This window comes from Thalassotalea ganghwensis, from assembly GCF_053485795.1.
The window spans coordinates 85,309-106,826 of the sequence record NZ_JBQRUM010000002.1 but is presented as its reverse complement, the minus strand read 5'-3'; the positions used below and the strand labels follow the sequence as shown (position 1 = coordinate 106,826).

22 protein-coding genes are annotated in these 21,518 nt (G+C 40.0%); 13 read left to right on the top strand and 9 right to left on the bottom strand.

The window, feature by feature from the left end:
* Positions 1-176 precede the first annotated feature (176 nt).
* The 9 genes from astE (at position 177) to ACSLUH_RS02340 (ending at position 9,785) form a co-directional block, all read left to right on the top strand.
* Positions 177-1,256: a succinylglutamate desuccinylase gene (astE, locus tag ACSLUH_RS02380; RefSeq protein ID WP_448564664.1), complete on the top strand. Its 1,080-nt coding sequence runs from the start codon at positions 177-179 to the stop codon at positions 1,254-1,256.
* Between the two features lie 259 nt (positions 1,257-1,515).
* Entirely contained in the window at positions 1,516-2,700 is a 1,185-nt protein-coding gene (locus ACSLUH_RS02375) for a thiamine pyrophosphate-dependent dehydrogenase E1 component subunit alpha (protein ID WP_448564211.1), read from the top strand.
* Positions 2,700-3,677: an alpha-ketoacid dehydrogenase subunit beta gene (locus ACSLUH_RS02370; RefSeq protein WP_448564209.1), complete on the top strand. Its 978-nt coding sequence runs from the start codon at positions 2,700-2,702 to the stop codon at positions 3,675-3,677. Before ACSLUH_RS02375 ends, ACSLUH_RS02370 begins: the two co-directional genes overlap by 1 nt.
* Positions 3,678-3,688: 11 nt before the next feature.
* Positions 3,689-5,257 (top strand): dihydrolipoyllysine-residue acetyltransferase, encoded by a 1,569-nt coding sequence (locus tag ACSLUH_RS02365; RefSeq protein WP_448564207.1) that lies wholly within the window; start codon positions 3,689-3,691, stop codon positions 5,255-5,257.
* A gap of 165 nt (positions 5,258-5,422) precedes the next feature.
* Positions 5,423-5,911, top strand: a complete 489-nt coding sequence (locus tag ACSLUH_RS02360; RefSeq protein ID WP_448564205.1) for an RNA polymerase sigma factor — start codon at positions 5,423-5,425, stop codon at positions 5,909-5,911.
* A 3-nt stretch (positions 5,912-5,914) separates the two neighbouring features.
* Positions 5,915-6,562 (top strand): hypothetical protein, encoded by a 648-nt coding sequence (locus ACSLUH_RS02355; RefSeq protein WP_448564203.1) that lies wholly within the window; start codon positions 5,915-5,917, stop codon positions 6,560-6,562.
* A 223-nt stretch (positions 6,563-6,785) separates the two neighbouring features.
* A complete protein-coding gene (locus ACSLUH_RS02350) occupies positions 6,786-8,609 on the top strand; it encodes a serine/threonine protein kinase (protein WP_448564201.1) in 1,824 nt (607 codons plus the stop codon).
* A gap of 7 nt (positions 8,610-8,616) precedes the next feature.
* The gene (locus ACSLUH_RS02345) at positions 8,617-8,994 is read left to right on the top strand and encodes a VOC family protein (RefSeq protein ID WP_448564199.1); all 378 of its coding nucleotides are present in this window, start codon (positions 8,617-8,619) and stop codon (positions 8,992-8,994) included.
* A 5-nt stretch (positions 8,995-8,999) separates the two neighbouring features.
* The gene (locus ACSLUH_RS02340) at positions 9,000-9,785 is read left to right on the top strand and encodes a PhzF family protein (RefSeq protein ID WP_448564197.1); all 786 of its coding nucleotides are present in this window, start codon (positions 9,000-9,002) and stop codon (positions 9,783-9,785) included.
* Between the two features lie 17 nt (positions 9,786-9,802).
* Here ACSLUH_RS02340 and ACSLUH_RS02335 read toward each other — a convergent pair whose 3' ends face one another.
* From ACSLUH_RS02335 to ACSLUH_RS02325, 3 genes are all read right to left on the bottom strand, one after another.
* Positions 9,803-10,453 (bottom strand): cupin domain-containing protein, encoded by a 651-nt coding sequence (locus ACSLUH_RS02335; RefSeq protein ID WP_448564662.1) that lies wholly within the window; start codon positions 10,451-10,453, stop codon positions 9,803-9,805.
* Positions 10,454-10,868: 415 nt separating this feature from the next.
* Positions 10,869-11,852 (bottom strand): alpha/beta fold hydrolase, encoded by a 984-nt coding sequence (locus tag ACSLUH_RS02330; RefSeq protein ID WP_448564195.1) that lies wholly within the window; start codon positions 11,850-11,852, stop codon positions 10,869-10,871.
* Between the two features lie 65 nt (positions 11,853-11,917).
* Positions 11,918-12,166, bottom strand: coding sequence for a glutaredoxin domain-containing protein (locus ACSLUH_RS02325; RefSeq protein WP_448564193.1), 249 nt, complete (start codon positions 12,164-12,166; stop codon positions 11,918-11,920).
* A 168-nt stretch (positions 12,167-12,334) separates the two neighbouring features.
* Here ACSLUH_RS02325 and ACSLUH_RS02320 point away from each other — a divergent pair, with 168 nt between their 5' ends.
* Positions 12,335-13,240 (top strand): LysR family transcriptional regulator, encoded by a 906-nt coding sequence (locus tag ACSLUH_RS02320; protein WP_448564191.1) that lies wholly within the window; start codon positions 12,335-12,337, stop codon positions 13,238-13,240.
* 153 nt (positions 13,241-13,393) lie between these two features.
* Here the strand turns inward: ACSLUH_RS02320 and ACSLUH_RS02315 are convergent, their stop codons facing one another.
* The 4 genes from ACSLUH_RS02315 to ACSLUH_RS02300 form a co-directional block, all read right to left on the bottom strand.
* Positions 13,394-13,597 carry a DUF4250 domain-containing protein gene (locus ACSLUH_RS02315; RefSeq protein ID WP_448564189.1) on the bottom strand — a complete coding sequence of 68 codons (204 nt, stop codon included), beginning with the start codon at positions 13,595-13,597 and terminating at the stop codon, positions 13,394-13,396.
* Positions 13,598-13,770: 173 nt separating this feature from the next.
* Positions 13,771-14,613 carry an alpha/beta fold hydrolase gene (locus ACSLUH_RS02310; protein WP_448564187.1) on the bottom strand — a complete coding sequence of 281 codons (843 nt, stop codon included), beginning with the start codon at positions 14,611-14,613 and terminating at the stop codon, positions 13,771-13,773.
* 59 nt (positions 14,614-14,672) lie between these two features.
* Positions 14,673-16,271: a 2Fe-2S iron-sulfur cluster-binding protein gene (locus ACSLUH_RS02305; RefSeq protein ID WP_448564185.1), complete on the bottom strand. Its 1,599-nt coding sequence runs from the start codon at positions 16,269-16,271 to the stop codon at positions 14,673-14,675.
* Positions 16,272-16,331: 60 nt separating this feature from the next.
* Entirely contained in the window at positions 16,332-16,877 is a 546-nt protein-coding gene (locus tag ACSLUH_RS02300) for a carboxymuconolactone decarboxylase family protein (RefSeq protein ID WP_448564183.1), read from the bottom strand.
* Positions 16,878-17,028: 151 nt separating this feature from the next.
* On the opposite strand from ACSLUH_RS02300, the gene ACSLUH_RS02295 reads away from it, so the two are divergent.
* Positions 17,029-17,916, top strand: coding sequence for a LysR family transcriptional regulator (locus tag ACSLUH_RS02295; protein ID WP_448564180.1), 888 nt, complete (start codon positions 17,029-17,031; stop codon positions 17,914-17,916).
* A gap of 60 nt (positions 17,917-17,976) precedes the next feature.
* Here the strand turns inward: ACSLUH_RS02295 and ACSLUH_RS02290 are convergent, their stop codons facing one another.
* Positions 17,977-18,564, bottom strand: a complete 588-nt coding sequence (locus ACSLUH_RS02290) for a TetR/AcrR family transcriptional regulator (RefSeq protein WP_448564178.1) — start codon at positions 18,562-18,564, stop codon at positions 17,977-17,979.
* Between the two features lie 104 nt (positions 18,565-18,668).
* On the opposite strand from ACSLUH_RS02290, the gene ACSLUH_RS02285 reads away from it, so the two are divergent.
* Both ACSLUH_RS02285 and ACSLUH_RS02280 read left to right on the top strand, forming a co-directional pair.
* On the top strand, positions 18,669-19,169 hold the full coding sequence (locus ACSLUH_RS02285) for an HPP family protein (RefSeq protein WP_448564176.1): 501 nt from the start codon (positions 18,669-18,671) through the stop codon (positions 19,167-19,169).
* The gene (locus ACSLUH_RS02280) at positions 19,166-20,446 is read left to right on the top strand and encodes a serine hydrolase domain-containing protein (RefSeq protein ID WP_448564174.1); all 1,281 of its coding nucleotides are present in this window, start codon (positions 19,166-19,168) and stop codon (positions 20,444-20,446) included. Before ACSLUH_RS02285 ends, ACSLUH_RS02280 begins: the two co-directional genes overlap by 4 nt.
* Here ACSLUH_RS02280 and ACSLUH_RS02275 read toward each other — a convergent pair.
* Positions 20,432-21,484 carry a patatin-like phospholipase domain-containing protein gene (locus tag ACSLUH_RS02275; protein ID WP_448564172.1) on the bottom strand — a complete coding sequence of 351 codons (1,053 nt, stop codon included), beginning with the start codon at positions 21,482-21,484 and terminating at the stop codon, positions 20,432-20,434. The two genes, ACSLUH_RS02280 and ACSLUH_RS02275, sit on opposite strands and share 15 nt — an antisense overlap.
* Positions 21,485-21,518 lie beyond the last annotated feature (34 nt).

Here is a 21,518-nt window from a genome sequence, read left to right as displayed (position 1 = left end):
TTGCTATCACCTTTTTTTATACGTTTTTATTTTCTGTAAGTTTGTAAATTGAGGAATTTGAGGTTGTTGAGTTACATTTAAACAAATGCTATTGCTTATAAACACCCTTATAAAATACATGTTAGAATGATGATTTATACACCCCATTTCAATCATTGAGAAACGAGGAAGTTTTGATTTCATTAGAACAACAATTAACTCAAACAGGCGATTTCTTATCGTTGACCCGTCAACATGAATGGCAACTACCAGAAGTTGGTGAATTTATTGTTACTGAAAACAGCGATTGCCAGCACGGGCAGCAGCGAATAAAAGTTAGTGTCATCGAAACCGGCTTAATTTGTTTTGAGCCATTAGACGTTGAAACGTCAAAAGATATTGTCCTCTCTAGCGGGATTCATGGTAACGAAACCGCTCCGATCGAAATATGTGCCTCGCTGGTGCAGCAACTTTTGCTTGGTCAATTACATTTAGCGCAGCGCGTATTGTTTATCTTTGGTAACCCCGCATCAATGAATATCGCCAAACGATTTGTTGAAGAAAATATGAACAGATTATTTTCAGGGGGACACTCTCTTGATCAAGGCCAAGGTCCAGGGTTAATTAACAAAGAGCGAGTTAGAGCAAAACTATTGGAAGATACGGTGCGCGCGTTTTTTGAACAAGGCACTGCGTTATCTGCTAATCGTTATCGTTGTCATTATGATTTACATACTGCCATTCGGGGCTCGAAGAACGACAAATTTGCCGTTTACCCATTTCGACATGGCAAGCCTTGGAAAAAAGAACAACTGGCGTTTATGTTAGCTTGCGGCGTTAATACTATTCTCTTATCTCATTCACCGACAACCACCTTTAGTTATTTCTCTTCGAATGAATTTGGTGCAGACGCATTTACTGTTGAGTTAGGCAAAGTGATGCCGTTCGGTGAAAACGACATGAGTAAGTTTATCGACGTTGAGCAAACGTTAACTCGTTTGGTTTCGGGGCAAGAATTGCAATTAAAGCCATACCAAGCCGAAGACTTTTATATTTATGAAATTCATCAAACCATCAACCGAACGCAACAAAATTTCAGATTAAACTTTGCTGATGAGGTAGAGAATTTCACCGATTTCCCTAAAGGCACTGTTCTGGCATACGATGGTGAGCAAGCGATTAAAACGGAAGTTGAGGGGGAGGCAATCATTTTTCCCAATGCTGATGTTGCCATTGGTCAACGTGCATTATTAACCGTAATTCCTGCAACTATATAGTATTTCAGACTGAGCATATGTAAACATTTTTGCTCAGTCTTTCTGATCTCCTGCCGTGAATCTGCATGACAATACTTGTTTTTCAGTTTACGTAAAGGTAAAGTTCAGTCATTCATAATTCAATGCATAATTATTAGAAATAATGTTGTGGTGTCATTTGTTGCCTAGTTACTCAACAAATTGAGTGAAGTAACTATACTTGATGACATTAAAAACTAAAATTTCACCTTGCTAGCAAGGATTACAACAAGAGAAGGCTATGAACACTGAAATTTATCCAGAGAGTCAGGTGGTGCATACCCCAGATTACATCGATGGTCATTCCGTAGAAATCCCAATCCTAAAAATATTACAACAAGACGGCGTTGTATATGAAGGCGCTCAATTACCTGATATTGATCAGACAAAAGCAACCAAAATTTATAAAGCGTTAGCATTCCATCGGGTGCTTGACGAGCGTATGGTGGGTGCACAACGCCAAGGACGTGTGAGCTTTTATATGGCCGCACTTGGTGAGGAAGCAGCCAGTGTCGGTGGTGCAGCAGGTCTAGAAGATCAAGATATGATCATGGCGCAATACCGAGAGCAAGGCGCATTAATATATCGAGGCTTTGCTTTAGAAGACTTCATGAACCAAATGTTCAGCAACGAAAAAGATTTGGGCAAAGGGCGTCAAATGCCAATTCACTACGGTAGTCGTGAATTAAATTATATGACCATTTCGTCGCCTTTAGGGACACAAATACCTCAAGCAGCTGGCTATGCGTATGGTCAAAAACTTCAAGGCAAAGATGCCGTCACTATTTGCTATTTCGGTGAAGGTGCAGCTTCAGAAGGTGATTTTCATGCGGGTTTAAATATGGCCGCTGTTCATAAAGCGCCGGTAATATTCTTTTGTCGAAATAATGGCTACGCTATCTCTACTCCTTCTGATGAGCAGTATATCGGCAATGGTATCGCCGCACGTGGTGTCGGTTATGGAATTAAAACCATACGTATTGATGGTAATGATATCTTAGCGGTTTTGAAAGCAACTCAAGAAGCTCGTGCTTATGCAATTAAAGAGCAGCAACCGGTATTGATTGAAGCAATGAGCTATCGCTTAGGTGCCCATTCAACCTCTGACGATCCTTCTGGATATCGTACACGTGAAGAGGAGCAAAAGTGGCAAGCTCATGACCCCATTTTGCGGATGAAAAACTGGATGCTAGCTCAAGGTTGGTGGGATGAAACCCAAGAGGCCGAATTGTTTGAAACCCTGAGAGAGCAAGTGTTAGCTGCCGTTAAAGTGGCTGAGAAAATTGCTAAACCACCGGTAGAAGATTTAGTTACTGATGTTTATGATGTGGTGCCACCACATTTGCAAGCGCAACTAGATGCGTTAAAAACACATATTAAAAAATACCCTGAGTCTTATCCGTTTACTGCAGGGAGAATCAAATAATGGCTCAAATGAATTTATTACAAGCGATAAATAATGCACTTGATATTGAAATGGCAGAAAACGACAGTGCTTTATGTTTCGGTGAAGATGTTGGTCATTTTGGTGGTGTTTTCCGTGCAACCAGTGGTTTGCAAGAGAAATATGGCAAAGCACGTTGTTTCAACACACCTCTAGTTGAACAAGGTATCATTGGCTTTGCCAATGGTTTGGCAGCACAAGGCTGTACACCGATTGCTGAAATACAATTTGCTGATTACATTTTCCCAGCGTTTGACCAGATCGTTAACGAGTCAGCGAAGTTTCGTTACCGTAGTGGTAATGAGTTCAATGTCGGCAAATTAACCATTCGTACGCCTTATGGCGGTGGAATTGCCGGTGGTTTGTATCACAGTCAATCACCAGAAGCCTATTTTGCTCACACGCCAGGTCTAAAAATTGTTGTACCGCGTAACCCTTATCAAGCGAAAGGTCTATTATTAGCCTCGATTCGTGACGATAATCCGGTGGTCTTTTTTGAGCCTAAACGTTTGTATCGTGCCTCGGTTGGTGAAGTGCCAGAAGAAGATTATCAACTACCATTAGGTAAGGCTGATGTCATGCAACAAGGCAGTGATATCACCTTGTTAGCGTGGGGCGCACAAGTTGAAATCGTTGAAAAGGCAGCAGAGCGTGCAGCTCAAGATGGTGTGTCTTGTGAAATCATTGATTTACGTACTATTTTACCGTGGGATGTTGAAACAGTCGCAAACTCAGTTCGTAAAACAGGTCGTTTAGTGGTTAGTCAAGAGGCTCCTCTTACTGCTGGTTTTGCTAGCGAAATAGCTGCGACTATTCAACAAGAGTGCTTTTTACACCTTGAATCACCTATTGAGCGCGTATGTGGTTTTGATACGCCATACCCATTAGCCTTGGAAAAAGAATATGCAGCAGATCACCTCAAAGTATATGAAGCGATCAAACGTAGCATCGATTACTAGGAATTTTTGAAATGAGCATTGATTTTATTCTACCTGATATTGGTGAAGGTATCGTTGAATGTGAATTAGTTGAATGGCTAGTAAACGAGGGCGATACCATCGAAGAAGATCAGCCAGTTGCTGATGTGATGACAGACAAAGCGTTAGTACAAATACCTGCGATGCATTCTGGTGTTGTTGATAAGTTGTATTATGCCAAAGGCGATATCGCTAAGGTCCACCAGCCATTGTTCGCAATGACACCAACAGGCGAAGGAGCAGCAGAAACGTCTCAACCTAGCACTGAAACCATCGTCGCTGAAACTGCAACTGCCGAGCAAGTCGCTTCTGGTTCAGGGGCTACTATCGTAGAAGATTTTATTTTGCCTGATATCGGTGAAGGTATTGTTGAATGTGAAGTTGTTGAATGGTTGGTAAAAGAAGGCGATACCATCGAAGAAGATCAGCCAGTTGCTGATGTGATGACCGACAAAGCGTTGGTTCAAATTCCTGCAATGCACGCTGGTAAAGTGGTTAAGCTGCATTATGCTAAAGGTGATATTGCCAAAGTACATGCACCGTTGTTTGCAATTGAACGTGTAGATTCAAGTGCTCCAGTTGATCAACCTAAAGCGGTAGAGTCTGCGCCAACTTCTGCACCCGCAAGCGCAGCTGCTCCTGTAGCAGCTCAGCCAACAAAGAGTAAACCAGCAAATGGCAAAGCCCTGGCAAGCCCAGCCGTTAGACGTGTTGCTCGAGAGTTAAACATAAACATCCATGAAGTACCTGGTAGTGGTAAGAAAGGTCGTGTTTATAAGGAAGATGTTGTTGCCTACAGTGAGGGCGGCGCTCAGCAAGGTTCAGTTGCATTGCAAACCAAGCAACCGGTAGTTGGTGGTACTCGTGTAGAGCCAATTCGCGGCGTAAAAGCTGCCATGGCAAAAGCCATGGTTAACTCAGTATCAACGATTCCTCACTTTACTTATTGTGAAGAAATCGACATGACGAAGTTAATTAAACTACGTGGCGAGCTTAAAGAAGTCTATGCTAAACAAGATATTAAGTTAACCATGATGCCATTCTTTATGAAAGCAATGTCATTAGCGCTTAAAGAGTTTCCAATCGTCAACTCGCAAGTTAATGAAGATTGTACTGAATTAACTTACTTTGATGATCATAATATTGGCATGGCAGTGGATTCTAAAGTGGGCTTGCTAGTTCCAAATGTTAAACAGGTTCAAACTAAATCGATTATTGATTTAGCAAAAGATATTACCCGTTTAACCAATGATGCGCGCTCTGGCCGTGTGGCGAGTGAGGATTTGAAAGGTGGTACCATTTCAATTTCTAATATTGGCGCAATTGGCGGTACGGTAGCGACTCCGATTATCAATAAGCCAGAGTCGGCGATAGTTGCTTTGGGTAAACTACAAACCTTACCGCGCTTTAACGATAAGGGTGAGGTTGAAGCGCGTTCAATTATGCAAGTGAGTTGGTCTGGAGATCATCGCACCATTGATGGTGGTACGATTGCTCGTTTTAGTAACTTGTGGAAATCGTTCCTTGAAGAACCTAGCAATATGTTAGTACATATGGCTTAAGTTTTTCATTCTATTATTTAAAAGCCTGCTTTTGCAGGCTTTTTTTATGCCCGAAAAAATAATTTATCTTGATGTGTAATAATTACAAACTTTAGCCACTAACTAAGCAGATAATGAAGAGTAAAGCATGCCAATCATGGCATAAACCTATGGAATACAAATTAAATGGGAAATAACTTTTATCGGCAATCGATATTACCGCATTCAGGAATATTGATTAAGTTGTGTCGAGCTTATACCAATAGTGATGAGGATTTTGAAGATTACTACCAAGAGGTTTGTCTGCAAATTTGGCGTAGCAAAGACAATTTTAAGGGGCAATGCTTATGGTCAACATGGCTATACAAAGTGACGCTAAATGTTTGCTTGACGTTTCTGAAAAAAGCTAAGCAAAGCCCAATAGAATTTGTTTCTGATCCGTTGCCTGAAGGAGTAGAAACTGATGCGGCTTTTGAGCAATCTTCAGAAATTAACCGGCTGTATGCAGCAATAAAACAATTAAGTGAAGTCGATAGAGCGATTATTTTACTTTATTTAGAAGAGAAAACTTATTTGGAGATTGCCGAAATAACAGGCAGTAATGTTAATAACATTGGTGTGAGAATCACACGTATAAAGACACAGTTAAATAAACGTCTTGGTATTGAGGAATAAACGATGAAACAGTCTATTGAAGCAATTTGGAAAAATGGATTTCTAGATGAAAAAGCACTTTTAGCACCAACCATCAATGATCTATATAGTCAAAAATCGCAAACCATCGTTGATAAATTTGAACGACTTTTTGCTATTAATATTAAGGTTATTTTATTCGCTATGGTGGTGGTTGCTATCGTGCTAAGTATCATGGGGTCTTATTTGCTTGCAGTGTACATTGATGCTTTGTTGTTAGCACTGATACTTTATGCCAAAAGTACACGCAAACATTTAGTTATCGATAACAGTATGAGCAGTTATCAATATATCTTAACGTTTTATAATTGGCTCAATGGGCAAGTAGAGCGCTTTAGTAAGTTTTATCGTTTTTTCTATCCATTGCTCGCATTAGGGTTGATGTTGCAATATCGTTTTTCAGAAACGGGGCAGACTGATATCAACTATATGATGTTGCAAAACGAAAACGGTATGACGATAGCGGGAATACCGCTGCCGCTATTAATTGTTGCTAGTGCAATTATCATCACGTTGTGGCTAGCCAGTCCGGCAATTTATCGATGGGATGTACGTTTGGTTTATGGCAAGGAAATGGACAAATTAGAACAGCTAGTCAATGAAATGAAACTACTGAGTGAAAATGACCAGTAATATCGATAAAAAAAGCCTTAGTGAGATAAACTCACTAAGGCATAAAATAAACTAACGTCTTCTAGAGAAAATAAAACCTTATTAGCCGACAAGTGCTGATAAAGTCTGCTTATAATAAAACCTTTGTATTACATTTATATGACAGAGATCAAAAAGTTAACGATTATTGTTATTTTTTTCTTTATGATATCTCTGGTGTTTCCTTATTGAGTAAGCAGATCGAGTGGCAGAGCGAAAATTACAACACTTTTATATTGCTGAAGAGCAATCCATATACTTATTAAGCCACAAAGATGCGACTAAGCTAAAAGAGTGGGTAAAGCTCTGTCAGCAACAGTTGTCGTTATTAGGTTATCAAAATATTGCCATGGTAGGTAAGGGGGCTTATGGATTTGTATTTTCTGGTGATGACGAAGAAGGCAATGCCTATGTCTTTAAGTTTTCGCGTATTAACCTACCTCAACATGTCCAAGATAGATTGGCCGAAGAATCTGATATTCAATCTCAGCTATGCCATTCACGGATCCCAAAAGTTTATGGCTATTACAAAGTTAAGCGCCAGTCTATTTTGCACATGCAACGGGCACCAGGAGTCGACCTAGAGCAATTGTCCCATAAACACGGACCACTTCCTGTTGAACTGGTTGTCAAAATTACCATTCAGCTTGCAGAAATACTTCGCTACTTGCGTACCCCGAATCTGCATGAAAACGGTAAACCTTATGTTCATGGAGATATCAAACCATCTAATATTGTTTATGATGAAAACAATGAAAAGATTTACTTAGTCGACTGGGGCTCAGCCGTTGTTGCGCAATTGGATGTCCATGGACAAACCACCAATAATAATATTATGGATTTAATGAGCAGCGATTTGCAAAACACCAATGCGCGATTAGGAGATGTATATTTTATCGGGCCTGAACAGATAAGTGGCGGCATGTCATCACCGAGGTTTGATGAACAAGGACTAGCGGCAACTATCTATGCACTTGCTTCTGGTCAATCTTGTCGCTATGGAGTGAAAGTTATTACTCCTCTATCACTTGGACTACCTAAAATGCTCGCTAGAGTGTTAGATGGCATGTTAAGTGACGATAAGAAAAAGCGCGATGCCGCGGGTGATTATTTGTTTAAACACTTAAAGCTGCTAAAACAAACTGTATTAGCACCAGAGCCTACAGTTGTTAACATTAAGCCATTGATCCCTATTTGGGTAAAACCTAGTACAAATGAAATAGATACAGTGGTTTATGGTTCGCGCAAGTCATTTTTACGAGAAGCAGATAACGATGAGTCATTAGATGATGTAGATGATGTTCAGCTGGAAAAATATTATAAAAATTACCTAATGGGCATGGGCGATACCGAAAAAGCATTTGTTGCTGCGGTTAGTCGCTTAGGTAACTTCCCTGTCGTTGGCGGCTTGGCAATACGATGGGAAAAAAATGGTGTTTATATTGATTCCAATTTAACCTTATTTGATGAAAAGTTAAAAACGAGCTTTCAAAGTGCGGTGAATAATATGGTTAATTTAGCGCAAGGTATCTTTCGTGTTGGGGTGTTTAAAAGTTGTCTGTTTAATGCCCGAAATACACTGCATATCGAGCGTGAAGATGACAGCCAGCGCTTTAGTGCGGCAGAAGGTCAAGTGATTCCATTTGATATTAGTGACGTTGCCGAGGTTGATGACATTACTCGCCTTCATTCCTACTTTGAAGATGGTAAAGATCCCGATGAATACTTGTATTTGCCGGACGAAATTATGGATGTTTTAGCAAAACTAAATCAAATACATCACACCGGATGTATAATTTTTGAAGTATTGCCTAATCACTTGAAAATTCATAGTTATTTGCGTTTACTCAACCATGATAAAGAACAAGAATTTAGTGGGTTACTCGCAAAAATAATGGTACTTTTACCGACAATTGAAGGCGTTGGTATTTCAGGGTTTATGAAGTTACCCTACAAAGATACACGCTTCTTTGAACATATTAATCAGTTACCTGAGCGATATTATCCGAAAAACCCAAAACTTAAATAAAGGATGTATGATGACAAAGCTAATTGGTGCAATGGGCTGGTTAGATCTTACCGTTAATAATGCCCAAGAAACTAAAGATTTCTACCAACGAGTCGTTGGCTGGGGTGTTCAAGAAACCAACATGGGCGATTACCACGATTACACCATGACGTTACCAGATAATGATCAAGTGGTAGCGGGCATTTGTCATGCAAAAGGTAGCAACAAAGATTTACCCGCTACTTGGATGCCTTACTTTATCGTAGAAAATCTTGAAACGGCTCTAGCCGAAGTTGTCGCGAATAATGGTGAACAGCTATCAGATATTAAACGATTTGGTGAAGATGCATTTTGTTTTATTGAAGATCCTGCTGGCGCAACTTGTGCCTTGTATCAAAAAGGATAGCCGCTTTGAAGATTAAACTATATCAAATAGATGCGTTTGCTAAACAGGTATTTCAGGGAAATCCTGCCGCTGTTGTCCCTCTTGAATACTGGCTTGAAGATAAGGTTTTACAAGCGATAGCTCAAGAAAATAATCTTTCAGAAACCGCATTTTTTGTTGAGTTAGAAATGGGTTATGAGCTTCGTTGGTTTACCCCTAATAGTGAAGTTGATTTATGTGGACATGCGACCTTGGCGGCAGCCTATGTTATTTTTAACCATTTGTCATATGAGCCCAATAATATTGTTTTTAACACCCGAAGCGGCCCGCTAATTGTTAGCCGAGAAGGTTCGTCACTCTCAATGAATTTCCCTGCTACCATGCCTGAGGTCATTGAAGCGCCAAAAGCGTTAATCGAGGGATTAAATGGTATACATCCCCAAGCTGTTTTAGCTGGATTTGACTATGTTGTCGTGCTTGCTAACCATCAAGAGGTCGCAGCCGTAAATCCAAAGCTTTCTCAGTGGCTGCAACTTGATAAACGAGGCGTTATTGTTACAGCATTAGGAGAAGATTGTGATTTTGTTTCCCGTTGCTTTTATCCAAAGCTTAATGTGGATGAAGATCCGGTAACAGGCTCAGCCCATTGCTTATTAACCCCTTATTGGGCGAAGCAATTAAACAAAACTTCATTGGTCGCGAAACAACTTTCTAAACGCTCTGGAGTATTAAGTTGTCAGCTAGATAAGCAACGAGTGGTATTGGTTGGCCAGTGCGCAGATTATCTGCTTGGGGAAATAACCATTAGTTGAATTAGCCATTAGTTGAATCAGCCAAGTAAATGACCCGTTTTAACCCAAATGATGGTTTCTTGTTCTACCCAGGGAAGGTGCTCACTTAAATGTGGGCTTCGGATCCACGTACCTTTAGGGTAAATACCGTGCTCATCGATAAATTCTCCTGAAAGCACCAGTATTTCCTCGCCGCCATAGTGGCGATGAGACTGAAAACGCGCTTTAGCTGGCCATTTTACCAGCGCTGTAGATTCTGTACCAAAGTGATGGAGTGGCATAACTTGCAAGTTACCTATACCTGGTAACCATGTTGTTGTATTGGTATTAATGATCGAACGTTGATGGTCACCCGGTTGAAATTGACCAAGCTTAACAAAAAGAGTGCAACCGTTTTCGCTATATGGCGCGTGAGATGTACCAGGAGGGTTACGAAGGTATGATCCTGCTGGGTAATCGCCGGTTTCATCGGAGAAAGTGCCACTGATAACGAATATTTCCTCCCCATTAGGGTGGTTATGGTGGCTAAATCGGCTTCCAGGCTCATATTGAACTATGCTGGTAGCATGGCCACTCTCTGTGTGTTCTCTGGCTAGTGGTTGACGCCAAATTCCATTACAAGGGCTTTGTAGCCATGATTCTTTATTGGTATTTAAGACAATGCGTTCATTAAAGTTCATGTTCATGATAAGTCACTTCTTTTAAAAGGTGTGTCAGTCTGACTAGAGCGTGTCGATCTTTGTAGTATGAATTTTGTTCGGTTTAGAAGCGATTTAATCACGGCGTAGCGATTGCGGTATAGCTATTCTATATATTGCGGTATAGCTATTCTATAAAAAGGAGCTACAACAAAGAGTAAATCGCTTTTAAACGAATCCAAAGGACAGTGCCCATTTAACATTTCTACGACGTTTTCGCTTTCTCATGTGGAATAACCACATAGTAAAAGCTCAGCCTTGTATAACTGCTAAATTGACTGCTGCAAAAGTATACAGCAAAGGTCAACACGCTCTAATACACGTTAGTAAGCTGCTTTAACGGTTAGTAAACATTAAGCTGCTTATTGAAAGTAAACAGCTTAATGAGTTTGATTAAGAGATAAGATTATTTAGTGATGACTTTGTTTTTCATAAAGTCAGTAATATAGTTCGCAATTAAGTCACCGTCCTCTTCTAGGGCAAAGTGTCCCGTATCAAGAATATGGAAGTCTAAATTTTTTAAGTCGCGCTTATAAGGATGAGCACCTTCTTCAGGAAAAATGTAATCTCCTTTACCCCATACTAATAGAGTAGGTGGTTGATGCTCTCTAAAGTAGGCTTGCCATTGCGGATACAAATCAGGATTAGAGCCATAAGAGTAAAATAATTCTAACTGAATTTCTTTGTTACCCGGACGATCGAGTTTTGCTTGATCAACTATCCAGTTATCGGGGCTTATCGCTGCTTTATTGCGTGCACCATTAGTGTATTGCCATTCTGTTGCTGCAATAGTAAGTAAATTATCTTTTAATACTTTCGCGTTTTCTGGCGTTTTGTCTTTCCAATAAGCCTTTATTGGCTCCCAAAAGTCTCTTAAGCCTTCATCGTAAGCATTGCCATTTTGAATAATAAGTCCTTGAACTCGTTCTGGGTGAGCGGCGGCTATTCTAAAGCCGATTGGTGCGCCGTAATCCATCACATAAAGCGTGTATTCGTCGACACCTTTTTTTTGCAAAAAACGGTCTGTAATTTTCGCCAAGTTGTCAAAACTGTACTCAAATTCTGAAAGTGATGGCATCGAACTGTTACCAAACCCTGGATAGTCAGGTGCAATTACGTGATATTGCTTTGCAAGTTTAGGGATCAGGTTTCGATACATATGTGACGACGTTGGAAAACCATGCAGTAGGACAATGGTCGGCGCACTTTTATCACCTGCCTCGCGATAAAATATTTGCTGTGATTGCACTTCAATTGTCTTATGTTCTGTTATCGCGGCTTGTGCCAAACTAAAATTGCTGACATTCAATAATAAGGCGCTAGTAACCGAGAGCAAATATTTCATCAATCGTTTCGTGTGGCGGTTAGGTATATTTTGGTTTACGTTCATCGTTTATTCCTATTAAAGTCTATTGTTTAGTGTTTAATTCGTGAGTTATTCAAAAAGTAAGTGGTTTAGTTCGCAGCTGCCGCTAGTGTTCCGCTTTTATCCAATGCCAATAATTCGGTAAAACCACCAATGGACTGGCCAGCAACAAATATTTGTGGAAATGTTTTACTTGTCGTGCGCTGTTGCAGTTCGTCAAAATGCTCAGGGTTTTGATAAACGTCATACTCCACATAGCTCACTTCTCGGTTCTCTAATAGCTTTTTTGCGTGGTTGCAATATCCACAGCCAGGCCTTGTATAAATTTCGATTGTCATCAGTTGATACTCCTCGTTGATATTTTCTCGTTGTTCAGTCAATCCGTATGACGTTGTTGATACGTCTTGATGTGGCTATTATCGCTATGAATGATTTGTTGATAAATATTGTTGATGTTGAATCATTGTTTACGATATATTGACAATGGTGTGTGTTTGGAGGAAGGCATGGATACATTAGATGGCATGAGAACCGTAGTTGCTGTAGTAGAAACCGAATCATTTACCGCGGCAAGTGATCGTTTGGGCGTATCAAAAGCTTTGGTAAGTAAGTACATTGGGCAAGTAGAAAACTCGCTTGGCGTGCGATTGTTTAACCGCACGACCAGACGTTTAGTGCTAACGGATGCTGGGCGAAGTTACTATGAACAGGCTTTATTGCTTTTGGAGCAATTTGATGCAATGGTCGATCATGTCACTGAAAGTCAAACGATACCTAAAGGTACGATACGTATTAGTGCCCCTGTTGCCTTTGGAGAAACACAGTTGGCGCCGTTGTTGCCGAAGTTTTTAAGGCAATACCCAGAGCTATCAATTGATTTACGATTAACTAATGGCGCAGTGGATATGATAGAAGAGGGGATTGATTTACGTTTACGTATCGGTGGTGTTACCGATTCGACGATGATAGCGCGAGAAGTTTGTATTTACCCGCTAATTATGTGTGCTTCACCAGATTATTTGGCTGAACATGGCACACCAACACAAGGGCAAGATATCTCTGAGCATCAATGTGTCATTGATAGTAATTTTCGCATAGGCAATCATTGGCCAATCATATCGCCTAACGGTGATGCGCATACTATAGAGGTTCATTCAATTATTTCAGCGAATAGCCCAACAGCGGTAAAATCAATCGCCCAAGCAGGAGGCGGTATTGCGATGATCCCAGCTTTTATCGTCGAGCAGGAGTTAAAAGATCGGAGCTTAGTGAAAGTGTTACCCGAGCACTCGACTCTGGAATTTAGTTTACTCGCGATTTATCCTCATCGAAAATATGTTGCCAGAAAAGTGAGGTGTTTTTTGGATTTTATTTTTGCGGAATTTAAAATCGACAGATCAAAAGCAAAGTGACGCATAACTTTGCCTATGACTTGGTTAATTACACAGACGATAACTTAACGTTAACTTAAACACTAAATTAAACAACATCTTAACTGTTAAGTGGGAAACTCGTTTAGCTTCAAAGCGCTTTTAGAATATCGACTAATTTCACCGAGTCAGTTGTTATGTCAGGTCCGGTCTAAATTGATTTAGCTGTGCTTGATAATGATAGCCAATTTCAGCCAGTTTATCTTCGAGCGACTTTGGCTCGACGTCCATCATTGCGGCCAAATTATGTAAATTTTGACATTCATGGCGTAATCTATCATTGACAATACCCAATAAAATATTGGCATCCATATTGATGCAGTTTGAAATTTCCATCATCTGTCCTGATTAGCTGATTGTATGTCATTAAGTTTAGTCATTGAGTGTCAATCTGCCAAAACTATCAAGTAGCGAATTCACTGATCGCTAACCTGCTATGTGTTAATTGATAATCAAGCCATTTAATTATTCTGTCAGTGTAATCAAGGCATTTTACCGGGCTAAATAGGCAATTATTGGTGAGCAGTAACTTTGTTTATTAAAGCGATAAGTTCATTGATCACAAGTTCAGGTTGGTCGTCTTGAACAAAGTGGCCACTGTTATGTGCTAATACCGCTTTTCCTTTAGGAAATTTATTAACCCATGCTGATTGAAACTGCCCCCATAACTCTCTCGCTTTATCCGTATCAAAAAGTCGTTGAGGATCAGAATACTGTTTCACACCAGCAATTAACGTCACCGGAATGTTAGCGATTTCAGGATAACTTTTTGAAGGGCTTTTATCCCAAATGTCTTTAATAAGACACCAATTATTTTCTTTTCCGATACGAATATCCTCTTGCTTTAGTTTCTCGTTTGCTTGCGTGCCACCAATAGGGTCAACTAATTCGATTATTTCAACATCTCGAGGGTTAATAGGATCAACGAATAACATCGCCGATACTTTTTCTGGGTATTGTTTAGCAAATTCTCGAGCAATTTTGCTGCCATAAGAATGTGAAATGGAAATTACTGGTTCGCTGATGTTTAGGTGTTTGAGTAGCGCCTCTAAGTCTTTAAGATAGTCTTTGGCAGTTAAGTCACCTTGGCAGGCTGAAGAGTTTCCTTCACCGCGGCGAGAGTAACGTATTGCTCTAGCGTTATCAGGAAGAATATTCCAAATAGCATCCCAACCAGCCATGCCTGATATCGCGCCTGCTTCAAATAGCAATGTTTGTTTTCCATCACCGAGAATTTCATACTCAAGTGTTGCGCCATTGATGGTAACGGTCTGTCCTAGTACCGAATGACTTAGCAGTGCCATTGTTATACTCAGCCCTAAACAAAAACCTGTTTTAATTATTTTGTAAATCAATGCTTTATTCCTTTTTAAATGTTTATACAGCTATACTTGAATAAACGAATGCTATGTCGTTATAAATTTAGCTTTAGGTAGCCGTTTTTTGCTCTTGAAACACAAGGACAGAAAAGCTTGCCTGACGTTCGCTCTTGCTCTGAAAGGGCATTATCATGATGTTCGGCGTCACCTTCTAATACCTCGATAGCACACGTTTTACAGTCGCCTACCTTACAGCTGTAGGGGATTTTTACATCGGCTTTTATCAAGGCATCGAGCAATGTTTCGTCAGCTGAAACGTTAATTTTCTCCTGACGCTTTGCAAGTTCTAAGGTAACGGGCTGTGCATTAGTCTGCGGCTCTACATTGAATTTCTCAAAATGTATATACTTGTCTGAAATGCCTTTTTGCTTTGCAATTTTTAAGAACTCTTCAATTAGTCGATTGGGGCCACAGAGATAGAAATGAGTCTCTGGGAGAGCGTTTTCAATAATGTGGCTAAGGTTTAATCGTTGCGCTAAATCTTTTTGATAGAGTTTTAACTGCTCTGGGAATGTGCGTAACAATCGCTCGGCATAGGGCATTTCTTGAATGCTCTTTCCTGTATAGTGCATAGAAAACGGTTGGCCTTTGTTGAATAAATGTTGCGCCATCGGTTTTATTGGTGTGATCCCGATGCCTGCTGCAATAAGAATACTTTCACTTACTTTTGATTCTGTTGAAGCAAGCGAAAAATAATTGTCGGGGGAAGCGCAGTTTATTTGAGTGCCCAGTGAAAATGATTCATGTAAGGCTTTTGAGCCGCCTTGACCTTGAGCTTCTTTCTGAACAGCTATCTCATAGATGTCACGACGAGCAGGATTAGAGCATATTGAGTAGTGCCTTGTAATCACTTCGCCATTAGTCAATTTTATTGGCACTTGAAGGTGCGCCCCTGGCGATACTTCAGGAAGCTCTTGGTTGTTAGTGTGACGAAGCTCAAATGCTCTAACTCGCGTCGAGAGTTGTCTTATACCGGTAATAACCAGTGGCAATTCACCTTTTCCTATTGCACTTGTCGCGTTGTTAGTTTGATTCTCTCTATTTTCGTGTAGGGCCTGTAAACGTTGATTCTCTTCCATTATAGGTCTAAGGATGCTGCTAAGTTCTTCTTCGGTGAAACGAGGTGTTATATATTTTGGACAGTTCCAGTCAAATGCTTCTATGTTAATGATAAATCCTCGCTCGATAGGAGCACGATTATTATGACTCTCTAATTTTGCAATTAAATCAATATCTTCAACGCTAATTTCCTTAATTTGACCTAATATTTTTAGTCGAGTTTTATTCGGGTAGTCCATTAAAATAAGCGCTACACGATTATTTTTTCTAAAGTTTCCGGTACTAACATATTGTCGATTACCTCGATAATCAGCAAAGCCGATGGTGTTAGCGTCAATGACTTTTAAAAAACCTTTTGGTCCACCTCGATGTTGCACGTAGGGCCAATTAGTTTCACTGACACTTGCCATATAAAAAGTATCGCGCTGAGAAATAAACTGCGCTTCACGTTGGCTTAATAAATAGTTAACGTCATCACCTGACTCCCAAGAAGCGTATCCTTGTCTGCTATTTTCTTCAGTTTGTACATTTTTAACTGAATCTGTGAATGCAATTTGTGCAAATTTATGTGCCATTGTTAATACTCTTGTTATTGAATCAAGGCTAATACTGTTCATATTAGCCTTAATTTACCGTTATGACGCTTGTTGTAACTCTACTTTAGGAAAATCAATATCAACCTTACTTGCTTTGCCAAGAATGTTGGTCATGACATTCATACCAACATGGGTAATGATCTCAACGATTTCGGCATCGCTATAGCCAGCACCCTTAACTTCAAGTAACTCCGCCGCTGTTACTTCACCATTGTGCTCAGCAAGTGCTTTGGCAAACTTAACTGCTACGGCAGCCTTAGCATCTTGGCTTGTACCTGAACGGTTGGCGTCCATTTCATCACCCGTTAAACCAACGCTAGCACCGATTGCCGAATGCGCTGAAACACAGTATTGACATTCGTTTTGTTCTGCTAATGCTAATGCAATTCGCTCTTTTGTCTGGCCATTTAAGTAACCGGCATTAGCGATGGTAAATAATCCTAAAAAGGCATTAAGTGCTGTCGGAGAGTTAGCAAATACTCTTAAAAAGTTAGGAACAAGGCCAAGTTGTGCTTGAATTGCGTCAAATAATGCACGTTGCTCTTCGTTAGCTTGCTCATTGGTTACTACATTGATTCTGCTCATGATTTTTCCTATTGAAAGTAAATGTTAGTGTTATCGATTCGCTTTATCATCAAATCGTATGCACACTTTATTTGATTCGCATTTAATAGAGAATAACCATATAATGAACTTTATTATTCCACTAAATGAAATAATTAGGTGTTTGATGGATATGTTCCATTTACTAAATGTGTACGTTGCTGTTGCTGAAGAACAAGGTTTTGCAGCTGGCGCGAGAAAGCTGGGGATGTCATCTCCTGCGGTAACCAGAGCGATCGCTACACTTGAAAATGACTTGCAGGTAAAACTACTAAACCGCACAACTAGACAAGTAAAAATGACGGAAATTGGAGAGAAGTACTTAACGCAAGTTAAACAAATATTGTCAGATTTAAGAGAGGTAAATGCGTTAACCACTGGTGTTAATTCGCAACCGGTCGGGCTATTAAAAGTTACCGCTCCGATATTATTTGGTAGCATGTTTATTACCCCTATTATTACAGATTACTTGCGACAATATCGTCAGACAAAAGTCGATGCGTTGTTTGTCGATCGTTACGTTGATTTGGTTAATGAAGGTATAGATGTTGGCGTAAGGATAGGAGAGTTGGCTGATTCGAGCATGAAGGCCATAAAAGTAGGAAATGTTCGTACGGTATTGTGTGCTTCGACTCAATATATTAAAAAACATGGTATACCTTTGTTACCAAACGAGTTAAACACGCATCAACTCGTATCATCATCAGCGATTGATGTTTTACCTGAATGGAAATTTTCATCTGATAAACATGCCGTTAAAATCAAACCTTGCTTGATGGTAAATTCGAATGATGCAGCGATTTCCGCGATACGTCACCATGCAGGTATCGGTAGATTATTGTCATATCAAGTTGCTCCTTATTTGGCCAATGGTGAACTCAAAATCGTTTTAGCTGAATTTGAGGTACCACCAAAGCCAATTCATATTATTCACCGAGAAAACCACTTAACATCCTCTAAAATTCGCGCATTTATCGATTTGTTAGCCAATCAATTAAAAGCAAACAAAGCGTTAAATTAAAGGTATTACTAAACACGGCTCAATTGATATTCATTAACTCATTGTTGGCCAACACTCTATCTACAAAGCGACTAATTTTTTAACCGTATCAATTGCTTTTGCAGCGGCGCTTTTATCGTTTTGTACAAGTGCCGTAGTAATACAGCCGTCTTTAATAATGGTTAATATATTGGCTAACTCTAGTGCTTTATTTGAGTCGTCGATAAATTGCTTAGCTTGATTTAAAAACAGAGTAGTAATGTCAGCTTTATGCTGACGACAGGTTTCAAATATTGGGTGACCAGGTTGTGAATATTCAGCACTTGCATTGATAAAAAAACATCCTCGAAATGACCCTAGCAACTCTGCACGATTATTAAACCAATCATCCAATCCATTAAATACATTGACTATCGCATGTTGTGGTGAATCGCTAGATGCTACTTTCTCTGAAATCCAGCGCATAAAATTGCTATGCCTTAAATTTAAGGTGGCAACAATTAACGCTTCTTTACTGGTGAAATGATGGTAAAGGGTTTTCTTGGCAACTCCTGAAACTTTGAGGATTTCATTAATGCCAACAGCGTGTATGCCATGTTGATAAAACATTTGCATTGCCGTTTCTATAATTTGTTGTTTTTTACTGCTTACAACGTCTTTCGTTTTCATTTTCTCTAACTGAATTTGCTAAGCTTGTTGACAATGGTATACCGACTTGTCTACCATTGCAACGGGGTAGACAGGTTGGTCTACTTTATTTGCAGGGTATTTTTATGAAGAATATAACGGTTGCAACATGGGGCGGGGTAGGTGCATTTGTCGCTATTTTTTTCCTCACGTTACTTAATCAATTAAATAATGAAATCTATTGGCTGATGCCCCCTTTTGGCGCCACTGCAGTATTGGTCTTTGGTGTGCCAAATAGCCCTTTAGCACAGCCTAAAAATGTGCTGTTAGGGCATATGATCACAGCTATTGTCGGCTTAACTTTTGTGTCTTTTGGGCTAAATGAACCCGTGATGATGGCTTTGGCTACAGGGCTTGGTGTGTTTTTTATGTTGCTGTCAGATACGACTCATCCTCCTGCTGGTGCTAATCCATTGCTTATTATTTTAACAAATCAAGATTGGGTATTTTTGATTTCGCCAGTCATCATTGGGGCGAGCGCTATCATTCTCATTGGTTTTTGTTTTAATACGGTCCGCAAAAATTACTCCTTCAACGTTATACGTAGGTTGTTTTTTGCGATGAATACTAATAAGGGGGAATTATGACTACGTGGTTGAAGCGTATTGGGCCCGTTATGCTTTTGTTGATGCTTTGGGTATGGTTAGTATTCTACAGTACTGTAAATGGCTGGTTTAGAGAAGCTATTGCACCTATTGATGACTTTAATAGCTTTAACATCGCTGCCAGTGATATTTTACGTCAACAATTTAAAGGAAACGTTGCTTTTGCGTTAATCGAAAGCGGTAAGGTAACGTCCTTTGTCGGCTATTCTATCGGTACTCCAATAACTGAGGATACTATCTTTCAAGTGTCTTCATTAGGAAAATGGGTTGCAGCTGTTGGCGTAATGACGATGGTAAATGACGGCCTTGTTTCTTTGGATACTCCAGTTTCGACCTATTTACGAAGTTGGCAACTGCCAAGTTCTCAGTTTGATAACGATCAAGTCACCATTCGTCGTTTGCTTAGTCATACTGCAGGGCTTACTGATGGTTTAGGGCATAATGGTTTTACTAAGGAACAACAAGTTCAACCCTTAGTTGAGCATCTTAATCAAGCAAAGGATGCTGATGAAGGCGTTAGCGGTAAGGTTGAAGTCGGCTTAAAACCAGGTAAACAGTTTAAATACTCTGGTGGAGGTTATAATTTACTGCAACTTCTCATAGAGGACGTCACAGGGGTTCCGTTTTCAGAGTACATGCAACAACGTATTTTTGAGCCCTTAGGTATGAAAAACTCAGGTTATTATATTAGCGATAATAACCCTTTGTTGGCTAATTATTACGATGATAAAGGAGCAATATTAGCGTATCCCCAATACACCTCATTGGCAGCGACGGGTTTGTATACGTCTGTTAATGATTTAGCTAAGTTTATGCGTATACACCTTACGATAGTTGATGAAAACTTGGTAAATAGTCGACTTATCTCGCAAGCATTACTAAAAGAAATGCGACAGCCAGAGGCTTCTATGTTGGGACTTCCCATTTGGGGGGCAGGTCCGATAATTTTTAATACATATCAAGATGATTACGTATTTGGACATGACGGTAAATCGCCTTTCTTAAACACCAGTGCTCGTTTAAACCCTGTTACGGGGAATGGTATTATCGTCTTACAAACGGGGAATCAGACCTTGGCTACTGACATCGCAAGTGAGTGGACGTTTTGGGAAACTGGAAAGAGGGATTTGATCATGATAAAAAATAGTGTACCTCGGATGATTAAAACAGTACTTTTTGGTTGGTTATCAATTATTATTCTCACGTTTGTTTATTTTTATTGCGTTAGACGGAAAAATAAACAACTAAAAAGTGGTTAAATTGCGTAACAACAATGCTGGATCATTCGTCAACTTGTCGAGTGATTCAGCTAAATATTCTGTCATTGCTAATACGCCTTGCCAGTACTTTATTCGCTGGCTTGCTTCCATCTCGGTAAAATCTTTACGATCGGGAATTTTGCCATAGGGTAACCGCTGAATAAACTGCTCTGAAGGCACTAACATTACCGTTTTATCGTAATACTTCGGGTTAATATTTCGATTCAAATTTTTATCAAACCAGCCTGCTTTTGGTGATGATGAAAAGTGCGGGTAAAGAATAAGCCCATTTTGCGGTTTAAAACCAATATCAAAATGGTAGTCTATAATGCCACCGTCGCGGTACATTCCGGGTGCCCCGCCAGGAATATTGCCAATGCCTTCCATGACCAACGGAATCGAGCCAGAGGCAAGTAAAGCGTCGGCTAAGTTTTCTTGGGTCAGTGGAAGGTAGTGTGTTGAAAAGCCACAAGGGTCTTCAATTTTTATAGAACTGTCAGGATGGTGAAAGACATAACGCTGATATTGATGTTTGAGCAAGCCACGCTTTAAGCGATTTAGCATCATACTTGATAGTAACCCAGCTGCCTGCAGCGCTTTATTTTCATAGCTGGTTAGCCCTTTGCAGCGAGCGACAATAAAGTGCGGTCGATACACTGGGTTATTAATAATTTCATTGATGCCGTGCTTACCATAAACATTAGCCAATAGTGCTCGTGCTTTTTCACTAATTTCGTGTCGATCTGCGTTTTTTGAGTACACGGTCTCACTGTAATGCTTTGCGAGTTGATTGATTGCTGATACTGGATCCTTTTGACTTAAAGCCGCAAAACGAAATGCACCGGCAGAAGAGCCGATAAGGTTAAGTGGTTCAGTTCTACCTTTAAAAAACTCACCGAAAAGGTACTTATCTAAACCAAATAACGTAAACCATTTCGGTCCACCACTAGCGCCGAGCATTGCAGAAAATAAAGAAGATTTTAGGCCTTGTTGTTGAATGGTGATTAAAGCGTTTTTACCAGCGTAAATATCGAGCATTAAAGCGGTATAACCTTGTCAATTATTTGTAAAG